Raw genomic sequence first — 15,820 nt, 5'->3', positions numbered from 1 at the left:
TCACATGACGCAGTCCCGGACGCGGCCGGTCACCATGAGGGCGATCCGCTACACCGCCTACGGCCCGCCCGAGGCGCTGGCCGTCCAGGACGTGCCACGGCCCGGCATCGGCGATGACGAGGTGCTGATCCGGGTGCGGGCCGCCTCGGTCAACCCCGGCGACCTGCACTACATGCGCGGCACGCCCTACGTCTTCCGGCTGCAGGCCGGGCCCGTCCGGCCCCGCGCCCACGGGCTGGGCGGCGACCTGGCCGGGCAGGTCGAACAGGTCGGCCGGAACGTCACGGGGCTGCGACCCGGCGACGAGGTGTTCGGCTGCGGCACCGGCACGCTGGCCGAGTACGTCGCCGTCCGCCATGACGCCGCGCTGGCGCGCAAGCCGGCCGGGCTGAGCTTCGAGCAGGCGGCGGCCGTGCCCACCGCGGCCGTCACCGCCCTGCGCGCCTGCCGCGGCGTACGGGCCGGGCAGAAAGTGCTGATCAACGGCGCCGCCGGCGGCGTGGGCACCTTCGCGGTGCAGATCGCCAAGGCGCGCGGCGCCGAGGTGACCGGCGTGTGCGGCCCCGCCAACGTCGAGACCGTCCGCTCGATCGGCGCCGACCACGTCGTGGACTACACCCGGCAGGACTTCACCCGCGACGGGCCGCGCTACGACCTCCTGCTGGACAACGTGGGCAACCGCACGCTCGCGGAGTGCAGGCGCACCCTCGCCCCCGGCGGCGCGCTGGTCCCGAACAGCGGCACGGGCGGCCGCTGGTTCGGCCCCCTCGGCCGCATCCTGCGAGCACGGCTGCTCGCGCCGGTCACCCGCCACCGGGTGGTCAACTTCATCGCGATCCCCACCCGCGACGACCTGACCGCCCTGTGCGAGCTGATCGAGGCCGGACAGCTCACCCCGGTCATCGGCGCCACCTACCCGCTCGACCAGGCCGCCGCGGCCATGGCCCACCTGGAGACCGGCCACGCCCGCGGCAAGATCGTCGTCACCGTGTGACCGTCTCGCCCCCCAGCAGGCCGCGGATGCGCCGCCCGCAGTCCGCCAACCGGGCGCCGTCGCGCGGGTCGGCCACCGCCACGACCTCCCTGATCCGGCCCGGCCCGCCCGTCATCACCGCCACCCTCCCGGCGAGGCAGACCGCCTCCTCCACGTCGTGGGTGACCAGGACGACGGTCGTGCCGGTCTTCTCCCACACGCGCCGCAGATCCTCCCGCACCGACTCCCGGGTGGACGCGTCCAGACCGGCGAACGGCTCGTCCAGCAGCAGCACGTCCGGACCGAAGGCCAGGCTGCGGGCGATGGCCACCCGCAGCCGCATCCCCTCCGGCAGCTCGTGCGGGTAGCGCTCCGCGACGCCACCCGCCCCCACCAGCTCCAGATGGCGCCGGGCAGGCCCCTCCCGCTCGCCCCCCGGCACCGACCTGGCCTCCAGCCCGAGCTCCACGTTGCCCAGCGCCGTACGCCACGGGAGCAGCGCGTACTGCTGGAACGCCACCCCCCGCTCCAGGCCCGAGCCCCGCGGCGGCTCTCCGTCGATCAGGATCTCGCCGCTCGTCGGCGCGTTCACCCCCGCGATCAGGTCCAGCAGGGTGGACTTGCCGCAGCCGCTCGGGCCGACCAGCGCCAGGAACTCCCCCTCGCGCACGTCCAGGTCCACCCGCTCCAGCGCGGTGACCGCCGTCCCCTCCTCCCGGAACACCATGCCGACACCGTGCAGGCCGACCTTCACCCCTCCGCTCATGCCGCAGAACCTAGGCGGAAAACCCCACTAAGTCAACTTTTCCTACCAATTAAAAGGGTTGAGTCCGTCCTCTCCTCCGCCCCGCAGATCGCCCTCACCCTGCGCGCCGTCGCCGGCCCTGGGCGTCCCGATGGAGCGCCAGGCCGACCTCAAGGGGACCCGCTCGATGGAGGTGCTGACGGAGGTGATCCACCGGGTGACCGGCCAGGACTTCCGGCAGGCACTGCGGGGCCGGGTGCTCGACCCCCTGGGCCCGGACCGGCTGGAGTGTGATGCGGTGGCCCATGGTGGCCTCGGGGACGAGCACCCAGTGCGCCGAGGTGGCGTGGTATTCGCAGCGGCTTCCCGGCGGCCATTCCAGCCACCACGCCCCCATCTCGGCGGCCCGCTCTCCCGGGAGGCGATGGCGTCACGGGAGATGACGGCGGCCGGGAAGCCACAGGCGTGCGGCAGCACCGGGCCGAGCAGCGCATCCAGGCCGGCGGCTCCCCTTCCGCATGCCCGCCCCCGCCGAGCACCTCGCCGCCGTGCCGCACGCCCTCCACCTCATCTGGAGATGACCGCCGCCGCTCCTCTGCGAACCGTCCGCCGGCCTCCAGTTGGTGGGCGAGGTCGGCCAGGTGCGCGCCCCACTCACGGCCCGTGCCCGGCGCCGCCGCGGCGGTGGCGGCCTGGTGCCCGCGAGTGCTACCGGCAGGCGGCACAGCGGGTGACGAGCCCGCCGCAGCAGGACTATCTCGTCGCTGAGGCTGTTAGGTTGTCGCGACTCTGAGTGATCACCAACCCGGCGCCTTTACAAAGTATGGCAAATTCGGACATGTCGGGATCGGCGAGGTCAGTTCTCCGTCATCGCCGCCAGGCGCCGGGTCAGGCCGGTGTTCCTGCGCCGGTCGAGCCTGCGCACCGCCAGCTCCAGCGCCTCGCGCTGCCCCACCAGCACCACCCACGCCTTCGCCCGCGTCACCAGGGTGTACAGCAGCCGGCGGCGCAGCATCACTCCCCCGGCCTCGGCCACGATCGGCGCCACCACGAACGGGTACTCGCTGCCCTGTGAGCGGTGCACGCTGATCGCGTAGGCGTGGGTCAGCTCGTCCAGCTCGCCGAAGGAGTACGACACGCTCTCCCCGTCGTCGGTGCGCAGCTCCACCACGCGCTCCTGCACGTCCACCGCCGTGACCGTGGCGATCTCGCCGTTGAAGACGCCCTTGTCGTAGTTGTTGCGTATCGGCATCACCCGGTCGCCCACCCGGAACACCGCGGGCCCCGACCAGTGCTCGGCGACCCCCTCGCGCGCCGGGTTGAGCCGCTCCTGCAGCCTGCGCCCGAGCTCGGCGGTGCCGGTGGCGCCCTTGCGCATCGGGCACAGCACCTGCACCTGCTCGCGCGGCACGCCCTGCTTGCGCGGGATCGCCTCGGTCGCCAGGTGCACCACCCGGTCGGCCACCTTCTCGGGGTCGTCCAGCTCCTCGAACCAGAACCCGCCGCCGCCCGGCAGCACCGGCAGCTCGCCCGCCCGGATGCGGTGCGCCGTGCGGACGATCCCGCTGTCCTGCGCCTGCCGGAACACGTGGGTCAGCCGCACCCGCGGGATCTCGGCCACCCGCAGCAGGTCGGTCAGCACGTTGCCCGGCCCGATGCTGGGAAGCTGGTCGGCGTCGCCCACCAGAAGCAGATGACTGCCGTCGGGGATCGCCGCGGCCAGGCGCGTGGCCAGGTGCAGGTCCAGCATGGACGCCTCATCGACCACCACCATGTCGGCCGTGGCCGGGGTCTGCTGGAACAGCGTGCCCTCCTCCGGATCGGGCCGGTGGGCGAGCATGCGGTGCACGGTCATCGCCGGCATGCCGGTCAGCTCGGCCAGCCGCTTGGCGGCCTTGCCGGTGGGCGCGGTCAGGGTCACCGACCCGCCCATCGCGCGCACCGTGGTGGCGATGGCGCGCACGGTGTGGCTCTTGCCGCAGCCCGGCCCGCCGGTCAGGATCGACACGGTGCTGGTCAGCGCCAGGTTGACGGCCGCGCGCTGGTCCTCGTGCAGGCTCTCGTCCTCGGCGTAGCCGCGCATGGGCAGGGTGGAGCGGGCGCGGCGCAGCCGGTCCAGGTGCGAGGCCAGGGCGACCTCGCGGGCGTGCAGCTCCTTGGCGTAGACGACCAGGCGGCCGGAGTCGCCGGGGTGCTCCGGCGAGGACTCCACGACCACCCGCCGCTCGGCCACCAGGGAGTCGATGGCGCGCCGGATCAGCCCCTCCTCGGGCCCGATCAGCTCGGAGACCATCGCCACCAGCGCGGGCAGCGGCAGGTAGCAGTGCCCGTCGCGGGCCGCGGCGACCTCCAGCCGGTCGGCGATCGCCGCCTCGATCCGCTGCGGGCTGTGCTCGGGCACCCCGGAGCGCAGCGCGATCCGGTCGGCGGTGTGGAAGGCGATGCCCTTGACCCGGCCGATCAGCCGGTACGGGTCGGAGGCGAGCACCTCGCGGGCGTCCTTGCCGAACGCCTGGTAGATCTTGGCGGCGAGCAGCGGGCTGATGCCGAAGCCCTGCAGCACCACCATCAGCCCGGCGATCTCCTTCTGCTCCGCCCACGCCTGGACGATCTGCCCCTGCCGGACGGCGCCGATGTTGTCGACCTCGGTCAGCCGCTCGGGCGCGGTGTCGATGATCGTCAGGGTCTGCTCGCCGAAGTGGCCGACGATGGCGTTGGCCAGCCGCGGCCCGATGCCGCGCACCAGGCCGGAGCCGAGATAGAGCGCGATGGCCCGCACGGTGGAGGGCGCCACCCGCTCGCAGCTCCGCACCATCAGCCGCCCGCCGTGGCGCGGGTGCTCGTCCCACTCCCCCGCCAGCTTCAGGGTCTCGCCCGGCTGCGCGCCGGCCAGCGCGCGGCCCGCGGCGACGAACCCGGGCCGGTCGTCGGCGCTCATGCGGGCGATGGTGTAGTCGTCCTCGCGGACGTACACCAGCCGCTCGACGGACGCCTCGACCTCCGTCAGGCACGCCTCCGGCTTCGCGGCCACGGTCACCGTACGCTCTCCAGGATCATGCGCAGCACCTCTTCGCAGGACCCTAGCGCCGGCCCCCGACAGTACGCGGGACCGCGCGGCATGATGGAGCGCATGACACCGGACATCCTGTACCGCCCGGCGCTGGACGCGGCGCGGGCGCTGCGCCGCGGGGAGGTCTCCTCACGGGAACTGACCGAGGCGCTGTTCGCCCGGATCGACGCGGTGAATCCGGGGCTGAACGCGGTGGTGGAGCAGCGCCGCGAGCAGGCGCTGCGCGAGGCCGCGGCGGCGGACGAGGCGCTGGCGCGCGGTGAGGAGCCCGGCCCGCTCCACGGTGTCCCGATCACGGTCAAGGAGTGCTTCGACGTGGCCGGGATGCGCACCACCTGGGGAAACCCGGCCTTCGCCGATCACGTGGCCGCCTGCGACGCCACGGTGGTGCGGCGGCTGCGCCGCGCCGGCGCGGTCGTGGCGGGCAAGACGAACGTGGCGTTCATGCTCGGCGACTTCGCCCAGACCGCCAACGACCTGTACGGCGCGACCGCCAACCCGTGGGATCCCGCCCGCACCCCCGGCGGCTCCAGCGGCGGTTCGGCCGCCGCGGTGGCCGCCGGGCTGAGCTTCCTGGACTACGGGACCGACCTGGCCGGCTCGATCCGCATCCCGGCGGCGTTCTGCGGCGTGTACGGGCTGCGGCCGAGCGCCGGCATCACCCCGCTGGGCGGGCTCCAGCCGCCGGGCCCGCCCGCCGGCCCGAGCGAGATGGCGTACCTGACCTCGGTGGGCCCGCTCGGGCGCTCGCCCCGGGACCTGCGGGCCGCGCTGGCCGCCACGGCGGGGCCGCAGGGCCCGGCGGCGCTGGCGTACGAGTGGCGCCTGCCCGCGCCGCGCCGGGTGCGGCTCGCGGGCCTGCGGGCGGGGTTCGTCCTGGACCACCCGCACGTCCCGGTGACCGGCGAGGTCGGCGCGGCGCTCTCGGACGCGGTGGACGCGCTCGCCCGCGCGGGCGCGAGCGTGACCGAGGGGTGGCCCGAGGGCCTGGACCCGGTGGGCGACGCCGAGTCGTTCGGCTTCCACCTGAACCTGTTCTTCGCCTACCAGCAGCCCGGCGCCGAGGGCGGCGGCTCGCTGGCCGAGGCGCTGGGGCAGGAGCGGCGGCGCATGGCCGTCCGCGCCGCGTGGACCCGCTACTTCGGCGACTTCGACGTCTTCCTGTGCCCGGTCAACTTCACCGCGGCCTTCCCGCACGACGACCGGCCGTTCGGGGAGCGCGTGATCGACACGCCGGAGGGCGGGCGGCCGTACTCGGCCCAGCCGTTCTGGACCGCGCACGCCGCGCTGGCCGGGCTCCCGGCCGTCTCGGCGCCGATCGGGCGCACCGAGGCGGGGCTCCCGGTCGCCGCCCAGATCATCGGCCCCCTGTACGAGGACGACACCGCGATCACCTTCGCCGAACTGCTGGCCGACGTCACGGGCGGCTACGAGCCCCCGCCGACCCCGGACGACCGCTGGGCGGTGCAGCACACCGGCTCCCGTCCCTGACTTGAGGGGTGACCGTGAAGTACATGCTGATGATCTACGGCAACCACGCCAACTGGGACACCTGGACCCGCGACGACTACGCCGCGCTCGAACAGGCTCACGGCGCCCTGATCGCCGAGCTGACCGCGTCCGGCGAGCTGATCGCGACCGAGGGGCTGACCACGGCCGGCGCCAAGGTGGTGCGGGTGCGCGACGGCGTGCCCGCGGTGACCGACGGTCCCTACTCCGAGGCCAAGGAGATGCTCGCGGGCTACTACCTCATCGAGTGCGACAGCGTCGAGCGCGCCACCGAGATCGCCGCCCGCCTCCCCGAGGCCGCCTCATCGCTGATCGAGGTCCGCCGCATCATGGACACGGCCGAGATCTACGGCGCGTAGCCGGGTGACGGTAGAGTCACACCGCGCGGCGCACGCCGCGACCGGAGAAGGAGAGGCACCCTGAACGCGCGCGTGATCCACCGACCCGCCCCGGCGCCCGGACCGGCATCGTGACCCCCGGCATCGACGTTCCCGACCGGCGCGGGCGCACCGGGCTGGACCAGGCCGGGCGCGACCTCACGGGCAACCCCCGGGTCAAGGTGCGCGACGTGCGGCTGCTGTCCAGCGACTGGTACGTGCTGCGCACGACCACCTTCGACTACCAGCACGCCGACGGCCACTGGAGCGTCCAGCAGCGCGAGACCTACGACCGCGGCAACGGCGCCACCGTCCTGCTGTACGACTCCGCCCGCCGCACCGTCCTGCTGACCCGCCAGTTCCGCTTCCCGGCCTACGTCAACGGCCATCCCGACGGCATGCTGCTCGAAACCGCCGCCGGGCTGCTCGACGACGAGGCCCCCGAGGCGGCCATCCGGCGCGAGGCCGCCGAGGAGACCGGCCACGTCGTCGGCGAGGTGGAGCACGTCTTCACCGTCTACATGAGCCCCGGCTCGGTCACCGAGCGCCTGCACTTCTACGCCGCCCCCTACAACGCCGCCACCCGCACCGGGCGGGGGGGCGGGGTCGCCGAGGAGGGCGAGGACATCGAGGTCGTCGAACTCGACTTCGACCACGCCCTCGACCTGGTCCGCACCGGCGAGATCGCCGACGCCAAGACCGTCATGCTGCTGCAGTGGGCCGCCCTCGACGGCCCCTTCGCCCGCCGATGACCACGCGGAACGACCACCAGGAGGACGGTGTGACCCCGAACACCCCGGCGAGGCCGCAGGAGCGGGCGCACGCCGACGCGGTGGACGCCTTCATCGCCGCGGCCAACTCCGACGACCCGGCGCGGCGGGCCGACCTGCTCAGCCGCGCGCTCGCGCCGGGCGTGGTGTTCTGGGGCCCGCTCGGCCGCGGCGTGGGCCGCGACGCCGTGGAGGACTTCATCACCGAAGTGGTGCAGAGCTATCGGGCGGGCGGGTGCCGGCTGGTGCGTACGACCTCGGTCGACGCGCCGCACGAGTGGGCCCGGTTCGGCTGGCGCTTCGAGGCGCCCGACGGCGGCACCGTACTGTCGGGCACGGACATGGTGCACGTCACGCCGGCCGGCGACATCGACGAGATCGTGGTATTCGCCGGCCCGCTGCACTGAGCGGGCGGCTCGGCCACGCGCGGCGTCAGGTGTCGCGGCGGCGGTCGAGGTGGACGGCGACCGCGAGCGGCACCACGGCGTACGCCGCCATGACCGCCAGGGCCGCGGCGGGCGGGAGCGAGGAGCCGTACACGGAGTTCGGGTTGCCGGTTCCGGCGAGCTGCCCGGCCAGCGCCCCGGGCAGGACCGAGCCCACCCACTCGTGCCAGGGCTCGGGCAGGTTGTTCACCACGATGGGCAGCACGTACCACAGGCCGGCCAGCGTCGAGAGCGCCCCGGGCGTGGAGCGCAGGATCGCCCCCAGGCCCAGCCCGAACAGGGCGAACACCGCCACCATGAGGCCCATGGCCAGGATGTGCGGAAGCTGCTCGGCGATGCTCTGCGCGGACTGGCCGCGGATCGGCCGCCCGGCCACGATCAGCTTCTCCAGCGCGGCGGTGCCGAGCACGGTCACCTGCCCGGTCACCAGCGCGACCGCGCCGACCACCGCGGCCTTGGCGGCGAGCACCCGGCGCCGGTCGGGGATCGCGGCGTACGTGGCGCGGATCATGCCGGTGGCGTGCTCGGAGGTGATCGCCAGCATGCCGAGCACCGCCATCGCGAGCGAGGCCACCATCTCGACGAGCGGCCCCATCGGCGACAGCGCCGAGCGGGCCCGCCCCTCCGGCGGCAGCGAGTCGTAGGTCACGACGAAGTACACCACCAGCAGCAGCGCCGCGCCGCACAGGGCGAGCACCACGGCCAGGATCACCGGTGTGGAACGCACCGTGCGCAGCTTGATCCACTCGGCCGCCAGCGCGTCGCTCATCGTACGGCCTCCGCCCTGCGCCCGGCGCCGTACTCGACGTCGCCCGCGGTCAGCTCCATGTAGGTCTCCTCCAGTGAGGCGGTTCGGGTGCGCACCTCGTGCACCGGGATGCCGTGCCCGGCGGCGAGCTCGCCGATCGCCACCGCGTCCAGCCCGCTCACCGTCAGGCCGCCCTCGGGGGCGGCGGTCACGCTCGCGCCCGCCGCGGTCAGCACCCCGGCGAGCTCGGCCTCGCGGGAGGAGCGCACGAGCACGCCGCGCTGGTACCGGGCGGCCAGCTCGCGCACGGTGGTGTCGGCGATCAGCCGCCCGCGGCCGACGATCACGATGCGCTCGGCGGTCAGCTCCATCTCGCTCATCAGGTGGCTGGAGAGCAGGATCGTGCGCCCCTCGGCCGCCAGCGAGCGCAGCAGCTCCCTGATCCAGCGCACGCCGTCGGGGTCCAGCCCGTTGACCGGCTCGTCGAGCAGCAGCACCCCGGGGTCGCCGAGCAGCGCGGCGGCGATCCCCAGGCGCTGGCGCATGCCCAGGGAGAAGCCGCCGATCCGCTTGCGCGCGACCCCGGCCAGGCCCACCCGCTCCAGCAGCTCCGTCACGCGCCGCCGGTCGATGCCGTTGCTGCGGGCCAGCCAGCGCAGGTGGTCGAGCGCGGTGCGCCCGCCGTGCACCGCGCCCGCGTCCAGCAGCGCGCCCACCTCGTGCAGGGGGCGGCGCATGCTCGTGTACGGCCGCCCGTTGATCAGGGCCTGTCCGGCGGTGGGCACGTCCAGGCCGAGCAGCACGCGCATGGTGGTGGACTTGCCCGCCCCGTTCGGGCCGAGGAAGCCGGTCACGTGCCCCGGCTCGACCCGGAAGGACAGACGGTCCACGGCCAGGGCGTCGCCGTAGCGTTTGGTCAGTTCTCGTACCTCGATCACGGGACACGACGCTCCCGCATCCGGCCGCGCCGCCGCTTCGGAGCAGCGGGCGAAATCGGCGCTCCGCCCGGGGACGTACGCGGGCCGGGCCACGAGGGGCGGGGTCATCCCGGAGGATGACCGCCCTCGGTCGGAGGCGCCCGCGCCGCCCCGCCCGGTACCGTCGTCAGGTGCGGGACGCGACAGCAGGACGGCCGCCGGGGCGGGGTACGGCGGCGGACGACACGACTCCGGATCTCATCACGCCCCCGCGTCCTCTCCTCGCCCGGCGCCTGACCTGGCGGGAACTGGTCGCGCTGGACGCCGCCGGCGCGGTGGCCTACACGCTCGCGCTGCTCGCCACGATCCGCGCGGCGCCGGGCCTGCCGGACTGGGCGACGCCGCTGATCGTGGCGGCGCTGGGGCCGCCGCTGGCCGTGCGCCGGCTGTGGCCGCGCCCGGTGTTCGCGGTGGTGCTCGCCGCCTCGGGGGTGGCGCTCTGGCACGGCCTCATCGGCGATCCGCTCATCGCCGCGGCCTTCGCCCTGTACGCCGTGGCGCTCGACGCGCCGCGCCGCCGCCGCGAGCCCACCCTGCTCATCGGGGCGGTGAGCCTGGGCATCGTGCTGGTCGGGAGCGTCGGGGTCGGCACCCGGGCCCCCGGTCCGCCGGAGGCGCCCGTGCCGCAGGGACCGGCAGTTGCCCTGCTCGGCCTGGCCGTGCTCGGCGGCACCTGGACGGTCGGGCGGGCGGTGCGGGAGCGGCGGGCGTACGCGGCGCGGGCGGCCGAGCAGCTCGCCTACCGGGCGGTGACCGAGGAGCGGCTGCGCATCGCCCGCGAGCTGCACGACGTGGTGTCCCACACGCTGAGCCTGATCGGGGTCAAGGCGGCCATCGCCAACCACGTCGCCGACTCCCGGCCCGAGGAGGTGCGCGACGCGCTGCGCGTCATCGAGACCACCAGCCGCGAGGCGCTGACCGAGATGCGGCACATGCTCGGCATCCTGCGGGCCGGCGCCACGGCCCCCGCCGCGGGGCCCGAGCCCGAGCTGGGCCCGCAGCCGGGCCTGGCCGGCCTGGCGGAGCTGGCCGAGCGGGCGGCGCAGGCGGGAGTGCGCGTGGAGATGGACGTGCGCGGGGCCGCCGGGCTGCCGGAGGGGGTGGAGCTGACGGTCTACCGTATCGTGCAGGAGGCGGTCACCAACGTCGTACGGCACGCCGCACCGGCCCGGTGCCACGTGCTGATCGACGGCGGCGAGGAGGGGATGACGATCGTGGTGCGCGACGACGGGCCCGGCGAGCGCAGGCTGCCCGCGGCCCCGCCCGGCCACGGGCTGATCGGCATGCGCGAGCGGGTCGCGATGTACGGCGGCTCGTTCGCCGCGGGCCCCCACCCCGAGGGCGGCTTCCAGGTCACCGCCACCCTCCCCCGCGACGCCGTGGCCCCGGCACGGTGAGCGCGCCGGTACGGGTCCTGGTCGCCGACGACCAGGCGCTGCTGCGCGGCAGCTTCCGGGTGCTCATCGAGACCGCGCCCGACCTGGTCACGGTCGGCGAGGCCGGCACCGGGGCGCAGGCCGTGGAACTGGCCGCGCGGGAGCGGCCCGACGTGGTGCTGATGGACGTGCGCATGCCCGAGATGGACGGCATCGAGGCGACCAGGCGCATCTGCGCGACCCCGGGGGCCGCCCAGGTGCTGATCCTGACCACCTTCGACCTCGACGAGTACGTCTACGCCGGGCTGCGCGCCGGGGCCAGCGGGTTCCTGCTGAAGAACACCCCGCCGGCCGACCTGCTGTCGGCGATCCGGGTGGTCGCGGCGGGCGAGGCGCTGCTCGCGCCGAGCGTCACCCGCCGCCTGATCGCCGAGTTCGCCGGGCGTCCCGGGCCCGCCAGGCCCCCGGCACGCGAGCTGGACGGCGTGACCGACCGCGAGCGCGAGGTGCTGATCCTGATCGCCCGCGGCCTGTCCAACGCCGAGATCGCGGCCCATCTGAACCTGAGCGCTGCCACGGTCAAGACCCACGTCGGCCACCTGCTCGCCAAGCTGGCCGCGCGCGACCGCGCCCAGCTCGTGATCGTCGCCTACGAGACCGGCCTGGTGCGACCGGCCGCGCGCTGACCGCTCACCGGCCGTTCAGCAGCAGGTCTCGGACGCACCGCACGGACCCGCGTCCGCCCCGGCCGGCGCGCGATCACCACCGGCTGCGTCTCCGGCTGCGTCTCCGGCTGTGTCTCCGGCTGCGTTTCCGGCTCCGGCTGCGTCTCCGGCCGCGTCGCCGGTGTCCGGGACGGCGGACAGCAGCCGGCGCGGGCCCGGCCCCTGGGCGCGCAGGCGGTCGTACGGGTTGGCCAGCGCGCATCGGTCGATGGACAGGCATCCGCAGCCCACGCAGTCGGTGAACTCGTCACGAAGCTGCTGGAGATGCCGGATGCGCTGGTCCAGCTCGGCCCGCCAGCGCAGCGACAGCCGCTCCCAGTCGGCCCGGCCGGGCACCCGCCGGTCGGGCAGCTCGGCCAGCGCCGCGCCGATCTCGGCCAGCGGGATGCCGACCCGCTGCGCGATCCGGATCAGCGCGACCCGGCGCAGGGTGTCACGCCGGTAGCGGCGCTGGTTGCCCGCGGTGCGGCGGCTGAAGATCAGGCCCTGGCGCTCGTAGAAGTGCAGCGCGGAGACCGCCACCCCACTGCGTGCGGCGAGCTGGCCCACCGTCAGCTCCTTCTGGTCCCACGACGCCTCGTCCACCGCACCCCTCCCCGACCTGAACGTTGGTTAAGGTTCTACCGTCCGCCGCGCCGCATGGTCAAGGCATGAAATATCGTGATCCGTGGGAACGATGCGCGGCTGAGGAGGTCGCCGGCCATGTACGACCACGAGGAGCACGCCGGGCACGGCGTGCCGGACGAGGACGACCGGGTGGAGCGCTTCACCAAGGAGGAGGAGGCGTTCCTCCGCTTCGTCCGCTTCGGCGAGCTGCCCGCCCGCGTGCTGCCCGCCGACATGGTCGAGCTGGTGGAGACCGGCACACCCGGCGAGCCCCCGCCCCTCTTCGACCCCTCCCTGTGGGGCGGAGCGGGCCCCGCCTCGTAGGCCGGCGCGTCGCAAGCCGGGCGCGGCGGCCGCGCACCTGCCCAGCCTGGATGTCGCCTTCAACCGCGCCCTGGCCGCCTGCCTCGCCACGGTGCCGTAGCGGGTCAGTCCTCCTCCGCCAGGTCGCGTTCGTAGGCGAGCATCGTGTCGACGAACATGCGGCGTTGCTCGGGGGTGAGCGGGCCGAGGGCGCGGCGCCAGGCGGTGGCGCCGCGGGCCAGCCAGGCGTCGATGGCGGGGCGGCGCTCGTCGGGGATGCTCACGATGGTGCGCCTGCGGTCGGCCTCGTCCTCGCGGCGCTCCAGCACGCCGCGCCGGCTGAGGTCGCCCACCATGAGGCTGACCGTGGCCGGGGCGACCTCCAGCCGACAGGCCAGTTCGTTGACCGTCATCGGGCCGTCGAACAGCAGCAGGGCGAGCAGGGACAAGTGGCGCGGCGCCAGGTTGAGCGGGCGCAGCTCCTCGGGCACGGGGGCGCGCTTGATCCGCCCGACCATGCGCGGCATCAGCAGCAGGAGGGTGCGGATGCCCTCCTCCAGGCCCAGGCCGCCGCTCTCGCCTGCCGCCGCCGGTTCACCATGCTCGGTTGACATGCCCACTCGCGTCCCAATAGCTTTGTCGTGCCAATTACTTTGCTTGCAAAGCAAATCAGTCTCCATGTTTGCACGCAGGATACCCACGGGGGATGCGATGAGCGACGGCGGCGAGCGGAGCTTCAACGAGAACGTGATCGCGGAGTTCCGGGCCAACGGCGGCAGGCTTGGCGGGATGTTCGCGGGCAAGCCCCTGCTCCTGCTGACCACCCGGGGCGCGCGCAGCGGGCGGCCGCACACGACCCCGGTGGTCTACCTGGCCGACGGCCCGCGCCTGCTGATCTTCGCCAGCAACGCCGGCCGCCCCGCGCACCCGCAGTGGTACGTCAACCTCCTCGCCGACCCCAAGGTACGCGTCGAGGTCGGCGAGGAGGCGTACGACGCGGTGGCCCGCGAGATCACCGGCCCGGAGCGGGACGAGCTGTACGCGCGGCAGGTGGCCCGCGACCCGGCCTTCGGCGCCTACCAGGAGGCCACCGACAGGGTGATCCCGGTGGTGGCGCTGGAACGGGCGCCGTGAGGCGGAGTCAGCGGGTGCCCCGGTGGAACAGCGGCCGCTCGCGGGAGCGCGCGACCGCCTCGAACCCGTACTCCAGCATCTCGGCCTCGTAGCGGGCCTTGGCCACGGCGAGCGGGGTGCCCTCGTGGACGACCTCGGCCAGGGCGTGCCGCAGCAGCCAGGCGTCGCGCAGCGTGGTGTTGGCGCCCTCGCCCCGCGCCGGGGACATCGCGTGCGCCGCGTCGCCCAGCAGAGTGACGGTGTCGGACTTCCACTGCGGCAGCGGCCGGGCCGAGTGCAGGCCGACCGGGAACGTGGCCGCGACATCGGCCTCGCGCACGATCCGGATCGCGGCGGGGTGCCAGCCGTCGCGCTCCAGCGTCTCCAGGGCCAGCCGGTGCAGGCTCTCGCCGTCGGCGCGGCGGAAGCGCTCGCCCTCCAGTTCGGGCGCGCCGCTCCAGCCGCGCATGGACCAGGCCAGGTAGTGGGGGATCGGCGTGAGCCGCGCGTACGGCGCGTGCGCCGCGACGGCCGCGCCGGTGTCACCGGCGGCGCGGCAGGTGACGGCGCCGAAGGTGACGCCGCCGGGACCGGACATGACGTTGAAGGTGTCCACCAGCTCCTCGGGGAGCCAGTGCAGCGTCTCCTCGGTGAGCGGGCTCCGGCCGTAGATCATCCGCCCCATGTCGTCCACCACGGCATCGGGGACGAGCTGCGCGCGTACGGCGGAGTTGACGCCCTCGGCGCCGACGAGCAGGTCGCCGGTGGCGGTGGTGCCGTCGGCGAAGTGCGCCGTCACCCGGCCGTCGCCGGTCTCCTCATAGCGCAGCAGGGTCTTGCCGAAGTGGACGATGTCGTCCAGGCCGGCGAGCAGGATCTCGCGCAGGGTCAGCCGGTTGACGCCGAATTGCCGGTCCGGGACGGGCTCGGGCAGCGGTTTGGCGAACCTCGGGGCGAGCCGGTGGTCGGTGACGACGAGCCGGGTCGCGGGCCGCAGCGCGGTGGCCAGGCACAGCGCGAACAGCTCGGCGGGCAGGCAGTCGCGCAGCGCCTCGGCGCCGTCGTCCTGGATGGTCAGGCGCCAGCCCTGACCGCGGAAGTAGACCGACTCGTCACGGTCGTAGACCGCGACGTCGATCCCGGACCTTCTCAGGCCCTGCGCCAGGCAGAGGCCGCCGACGCCGGCGCCGGCGATGAGCACGTGCAGGGGTCGCTTGGGTGGCATGTACGTCCTTTCACATGGGATGACCTTTCGCCGAGCGGCCTTCGGCGACATGGCATCGGACACGCGCGCAGAGGCGTGGACGGACGCGTGGACATGGGCTGACGAAGTTCGGCTCGACCATGGGGCCGAGGCTAACAAATCACTGTCGTGACAGCAACAGGCCGGACAGCTATTCCCGGTACCATGCTGGCATGGATCCACGAGCAAGCCACGACGGGGCGTCATTCGGGGCGGTGCTGGGCGCGGGCGCGCTGGTCCAGCAGGTCGCGCGGGAGCTGCGCACGGCGGTGGAGGCCAGCCTCGCGCCGTACGGCGTGACCTCCCAGCAGGCCGCCCTGCTGCTGAACGCCGCCCGCGGCCAGACCAGCCCGAACCAGCTCGCCCCGCTGCTGGGCACCGACACCGCCGGGATGACCAGGCTGCTGGACCGGATGGAGGCCAAGGGCCTGGTGCGCCGCACCCGCCATCCCGGCGACCGGCGCGCGGTGGTCATCGAGGTGACCGAGGAGGGCAAGGCGCTCGCACCCACCCTGGCACCGATCTTCGGCCGGGCCACGATGCGGCTGCTCGACGGGTTCGACGAGCAGGAGGTGGCACAGCTCACCGGCCTGCTCACCCGGATGCTGCGCAACCTGCGCGGCGACGGATGAGCGGCTGGCCAGGCCCCCGGCATCAGACCGGGCGCATCAGACGGGGCACTCAGACCGCGCGCATCGGACGCGCGCATCGCACCGCGCATCAGGCCGTGCGCATCGCACCGCGCGCATCGCACCGCGCGCATCGCACCGCGCGCATCGCACCGCGCGCATCGCACCGCGCGCATCGCACCGCGCGCATCGCACCGCGCGCATCGCACC

The 15,820-nt window shown here is 74.4% G+C and carries 16 protein-coding genes and 1 pseudogene; 10 read left to right on the top strand and 7 right to left on the bottom strand.

Annotated features, from left to right (window positions below; all coding sequences use genetic code 11):
• Positions 1-4: 4 nt before the first annotated feature.
• Complete coding sequence (locus tag HNP84_RS45985; RefSeq protein WP_246519485.1) at positions 5-994, top strand: NAD(P)-dependent alcohol dehydrogenase; 990 nt, start codon at positions 5-7, stop codon at positions 992-994.
• Here the strand turns inward: HNP84_RS45985 and HNP84_RS45980 are convergent.
• On the bottom strand, positions 984-1,739 hold the full coding sequence (locus HNP84_RS45980; protein ID WP_185056445.1) for an ABC transporter ATP-binding protein: 756 nt from the start codon (positions 1,737-1,739) through the stop codon (positions 984-986). The two genes, HNP84_RS45985 and HNP84_RS45980, sit on opposite strands and share 11 nt — an antisense overlap.
• Before the next feature lie 835 nt (positions 1,740-2,574).
• Positions 2,575-4,755 carry an SF1B family DNA helicase RecD2 gene (recD2, locus tag HNP84_RS45975; RefSeq protein ID WP_312927211.1) on the bottom strand — a complete coding sequence of 727 codons (2,181 nt, stop codon included), beginning with the start codon at positions 4,753-4,755 and terminating at the stop codon, positions 2,575-2,577.
• 93 nt (positions 4,756-4,848) lie between these two features.
• Here recD2 and HNP84_RS45970 point away from each other — a divergent pair, with 93 nt between their 5' ends.
• The 4 genes from HNP84_RS45970 (at position 4,849) to HNP84_RS45955 (ending at position 7,851) form a co-directional block, all read left to right on the top strand.
• Positions 4,849-6,279, top strand: a complete 1,431-nt coding sequence (locus tag HNP84_RS45970; protein WP_185056444.1) for an amidase family protein — start codon at positions 4,849-4,851, stop codon at positions 6,277-6,279.
• 23 nt (positions 6,280-6,302) lie between these two features.
• The gene (locus tag HNP84_RS45965) at positions 6,303-6,656 is read left to right on the top strand and encodes a YciI family protein (RefSeq protein ID WP_185056478.1); all 354 of its coding nucleotides are present in this window, start codon (positions 6,303-6,305) and stop codon (positions 6,654-6,656) included.
• A gap of 110 nt (positions 6,657-6,766) precedes the next feature.
• Positions 6,767-7,426, top strand: a complete 660-nt coding sequence (locus HNP84_RS45960) for an NUDIX domain-containing protein (protein WP_185056443.1) — start codon at positions 6,767-6,769, stop codon at positions 7,424-7,426.
• Between the two features lie 29 nt (positions 7,427-7,455).
• Positions 7,456-7,851 (top strand): nuclear transport factor 2 family protein, encoded by a 396-nt coding sequence (locus HNP84_RS45955; protein ID WP_185056442.1) that lies wholly within the window; start codon positions 7,456-7,458, stop codon positions 7,849-7,851.
• A 25-nt stretch (positions 7,852-7,876) separates the two neighbouring features.
• On the opposite strand, the gene HNP84_RS45950 is transcribed toward HNP84_RS45955, so the two are convergent.
• On the bottom strand, positions 7,877-8,659 hold the full coding sequence (locus tag HNP84_RS45950) for an ABC transporter permease (protein WP_185056441.1): 783 nt from the start codon (positions 8,657-8,659) through the stop codon (positions 7,877-7,879).
• Positions 8,656-9,576: an ABC transporter ATP-binding protein gene (locus tag HNP84_RS45945; protein WP_185056440.1), complete on the bottom strand. Its 921-nt coding sequence runs from the start codon at positions 9,574-9,576 to the stop codon at positions 8,656-8,658. The genes HNP84_RS45950 and HNP84_RS45945 overlap by 4 nt, the downstream gene beginning before the upstream one ends.
• Before the next feature lie 170 nt (positions 9,577-9,746).
• Between HNP84_RS45945 and HNP84_RS45940 the strand changes: the two genes are divergently transcribed.
• Together HNP84_RS45940 and HNP84_RS45935 are read left to right on the top strand one after the other, a co-directional pair.
• The gene (locus tag HNP84_RS45940; RefSeq protein WP_221337602.1) at positions 9,747-11,012 is read left to right on the top strand and encodes a sensor histidine kinase; all 1,266 of its coding nucleotides are present in this window, start codon (positions 9,747-9,749) and stop codon (positions 11,010-11,012) included.
• Positions 11,009-11,677 (top strand): response regulator, encoded by a 669-nt coding sequence (locus HNP84_RS45935; protein ID WP_185056438.1) that lies wholly within the window; start codon positions 11,009-11,011, stop codon positions 11,675-11,677. Before HNP84_RS45940 ends, HNP84_RS45935 begins: the two co-directional genes overlap by 4 nt.
• Before the next feature lie 171 nt (positions 11,678-11,848).
• Here the strand turns inward: HNP84_RS45935 and soxR are convergent.
• Positions 11,849-12,301, bottom strand: a pseudogene (gene soxR / locus HNP84_RS45930) (redox-sensitive transcriptional activator SoxR); the annotation flags it as partial.
• Positions 12,302-12,418: 117 nt separating this feature from the next.
• Between soxR and HNP84_RS45925 the strand changes: the two are divergent.
• Positions 12,419-12,646, top strand: a complete 228-nt coding sequence (locus HNP84_RS45925; protein ID WP_185056437.1) for a hypothetical protein — start codon at positions 12,419-12,421, stop codon at positions 12,644-12,646.
• A 104-nt stretch (positions 12,647-12,750) separates the two neighbouring features.
• Here the strand turns inward: HNP84_RS45925 and HNP84_RS45920 are convergent, their stop codons facing one another.
• On the bottom strand, positions 12,751-13,239 hold the full coding sequence (locus HNP84_RS45920; RefSeq protein ID WP_185056436.1) for a MarR family transcriptional regulator: 489 nt from the start codon (positions 13,237-13,239) through the stop codon (positions 12,751-12,753).
• Positions 13,240-13,336: 97 nt separating this feature from the next.
• Here HNP84_RS45920 and HNP84_RS45915 point away from each other — a divergent pair, with 97 nt between their 5' ends.
• Positions 13,337-13,759, top strand: a complete 423-nt coding sequence (locus HNP84_RS45915; protein ID WP_185056435.1) for a nitroreductase family deazaflavin-dependent oxidoreductase — start codon at positions 13,337-13,339, stop codon at positions 13,757-13,759.
• Positions 13,760-13,766: 7 nt separating this feature from the next.
• Here HNP84_RS45915 and HNP84_RS54375 read toward each other — a convergent pair whose 3' ends face one another.
• Positions 13,767-14,963: an FAD-dependent oxidoreductase gene (locus tag HNP84_RS54375; RefSeq protein ID WP_185056434.1), complete on the bottom strand. Its 1,197-nt coding sequence runs from the start codon at positions 14,961-14,963 to the stop codon at positions 13,767-13,769.
• A gap of 191 nt (positions 14,964-15,154) precedes the next feature.
• On the opposite strand from HNP84_RS54375, the gene HNP84_RS45905 reads away from it, so the two are divergent.
• Positions 15,155-15,613, top strand: coding sequence for a MarR family winged helix-turn-helix transcriptional regulator (locus tag HNP84_RS45905; RefSeq protein ID WP_185056433.1), 459 nt, complete (start codon positions 15,155-15,157; stop codon positions 15,611-15,613).
• Positions 15,614-15,820 lie beyond the last annotated feature (207 nt).

The organism is Thermocatellispora tengchongensis, from assembly GCF_014202315.1.
GTDB lineage: Bacteria > Actinomycetota > Actinomycetes > Streptosporangiales > Streptosporangiaceae > Thermocatellispora > Thermocatellispora tengchongensis.
Note: the sequence above shows the minus strand (reverse complement) of the source record. Positions and strands in the feature narration are given on the sequence as shown.

Coding starts and splice junctions, on each gene's coding strand:
- HNP84_RS45985 (WP_246519485.1), top strand. CDS start 5: ATGACGCAGTCCCGGACGCGGCCGGTCACCATGAGGGCGATCCGCTAC.
- HNP84_RS45980 (WP_185056445.1), bottom strand. CDS start 1,739: ATGAGCGGAGGGGTGAAGGTCGGCCTGCACGGTGTCGGCATGGTGTTC.
- HNP84_RS45970 (WP_185056444.1), top strand. CDS start 4,849: ATGACACCGGACATCCTGTACCGCCCGGCGCTGGACGCGGCGCGGGCG.
- HNP84_RS45965 (WP_185056478.1), top strand. CDS start 6,303: ATGCTGATGATCTACGGCAACCACGCCAACTGGGACACCTGGACCCGC.
- HNP84_RS45950 (WP_185056441.1), bottom strand. CDS start 8,659: ATGAGCGACGCGCTGGCGGCCGAGTGGATCAAGCTGCGCACGGTGCGT.
- HNP84_RS45925 (WP_185056437.1), top strand. CDS start 12,419: ATGTACGACCACGAGGAGCACGCCGGGCACGGCGTGCCGGACGAGGAC.
- HNP84_RS45920 (WP_185056436.1), bottom strand. CDS start 13,239: ATGTCAACCGAGCATGGTGAACCGGCGGCGGCAGGCGAGAGCGGCGGC.
- HNP84_RS45915 (WP_185056435.1), top strand. CDS start 13,337: ATGAGCGACGGCGGCGAGCGGAGCTTCAACGAGAACGTGATCGCGGAG.
- HNP84_RS54375 (WP_185056434.1), bottom strand. CDS start 14,963: ATGCCACCCAAGCGACCCCTGCACGTGCTCATCGCCGGCGCCGGCGTC.
- HNP84_RS45905 (WP_185056433.1), top strand. CDS start 15,155: ATGGATCCACGAGCAAGCCACGACGGGGCGTCATTCGGGGCGGTGCTG.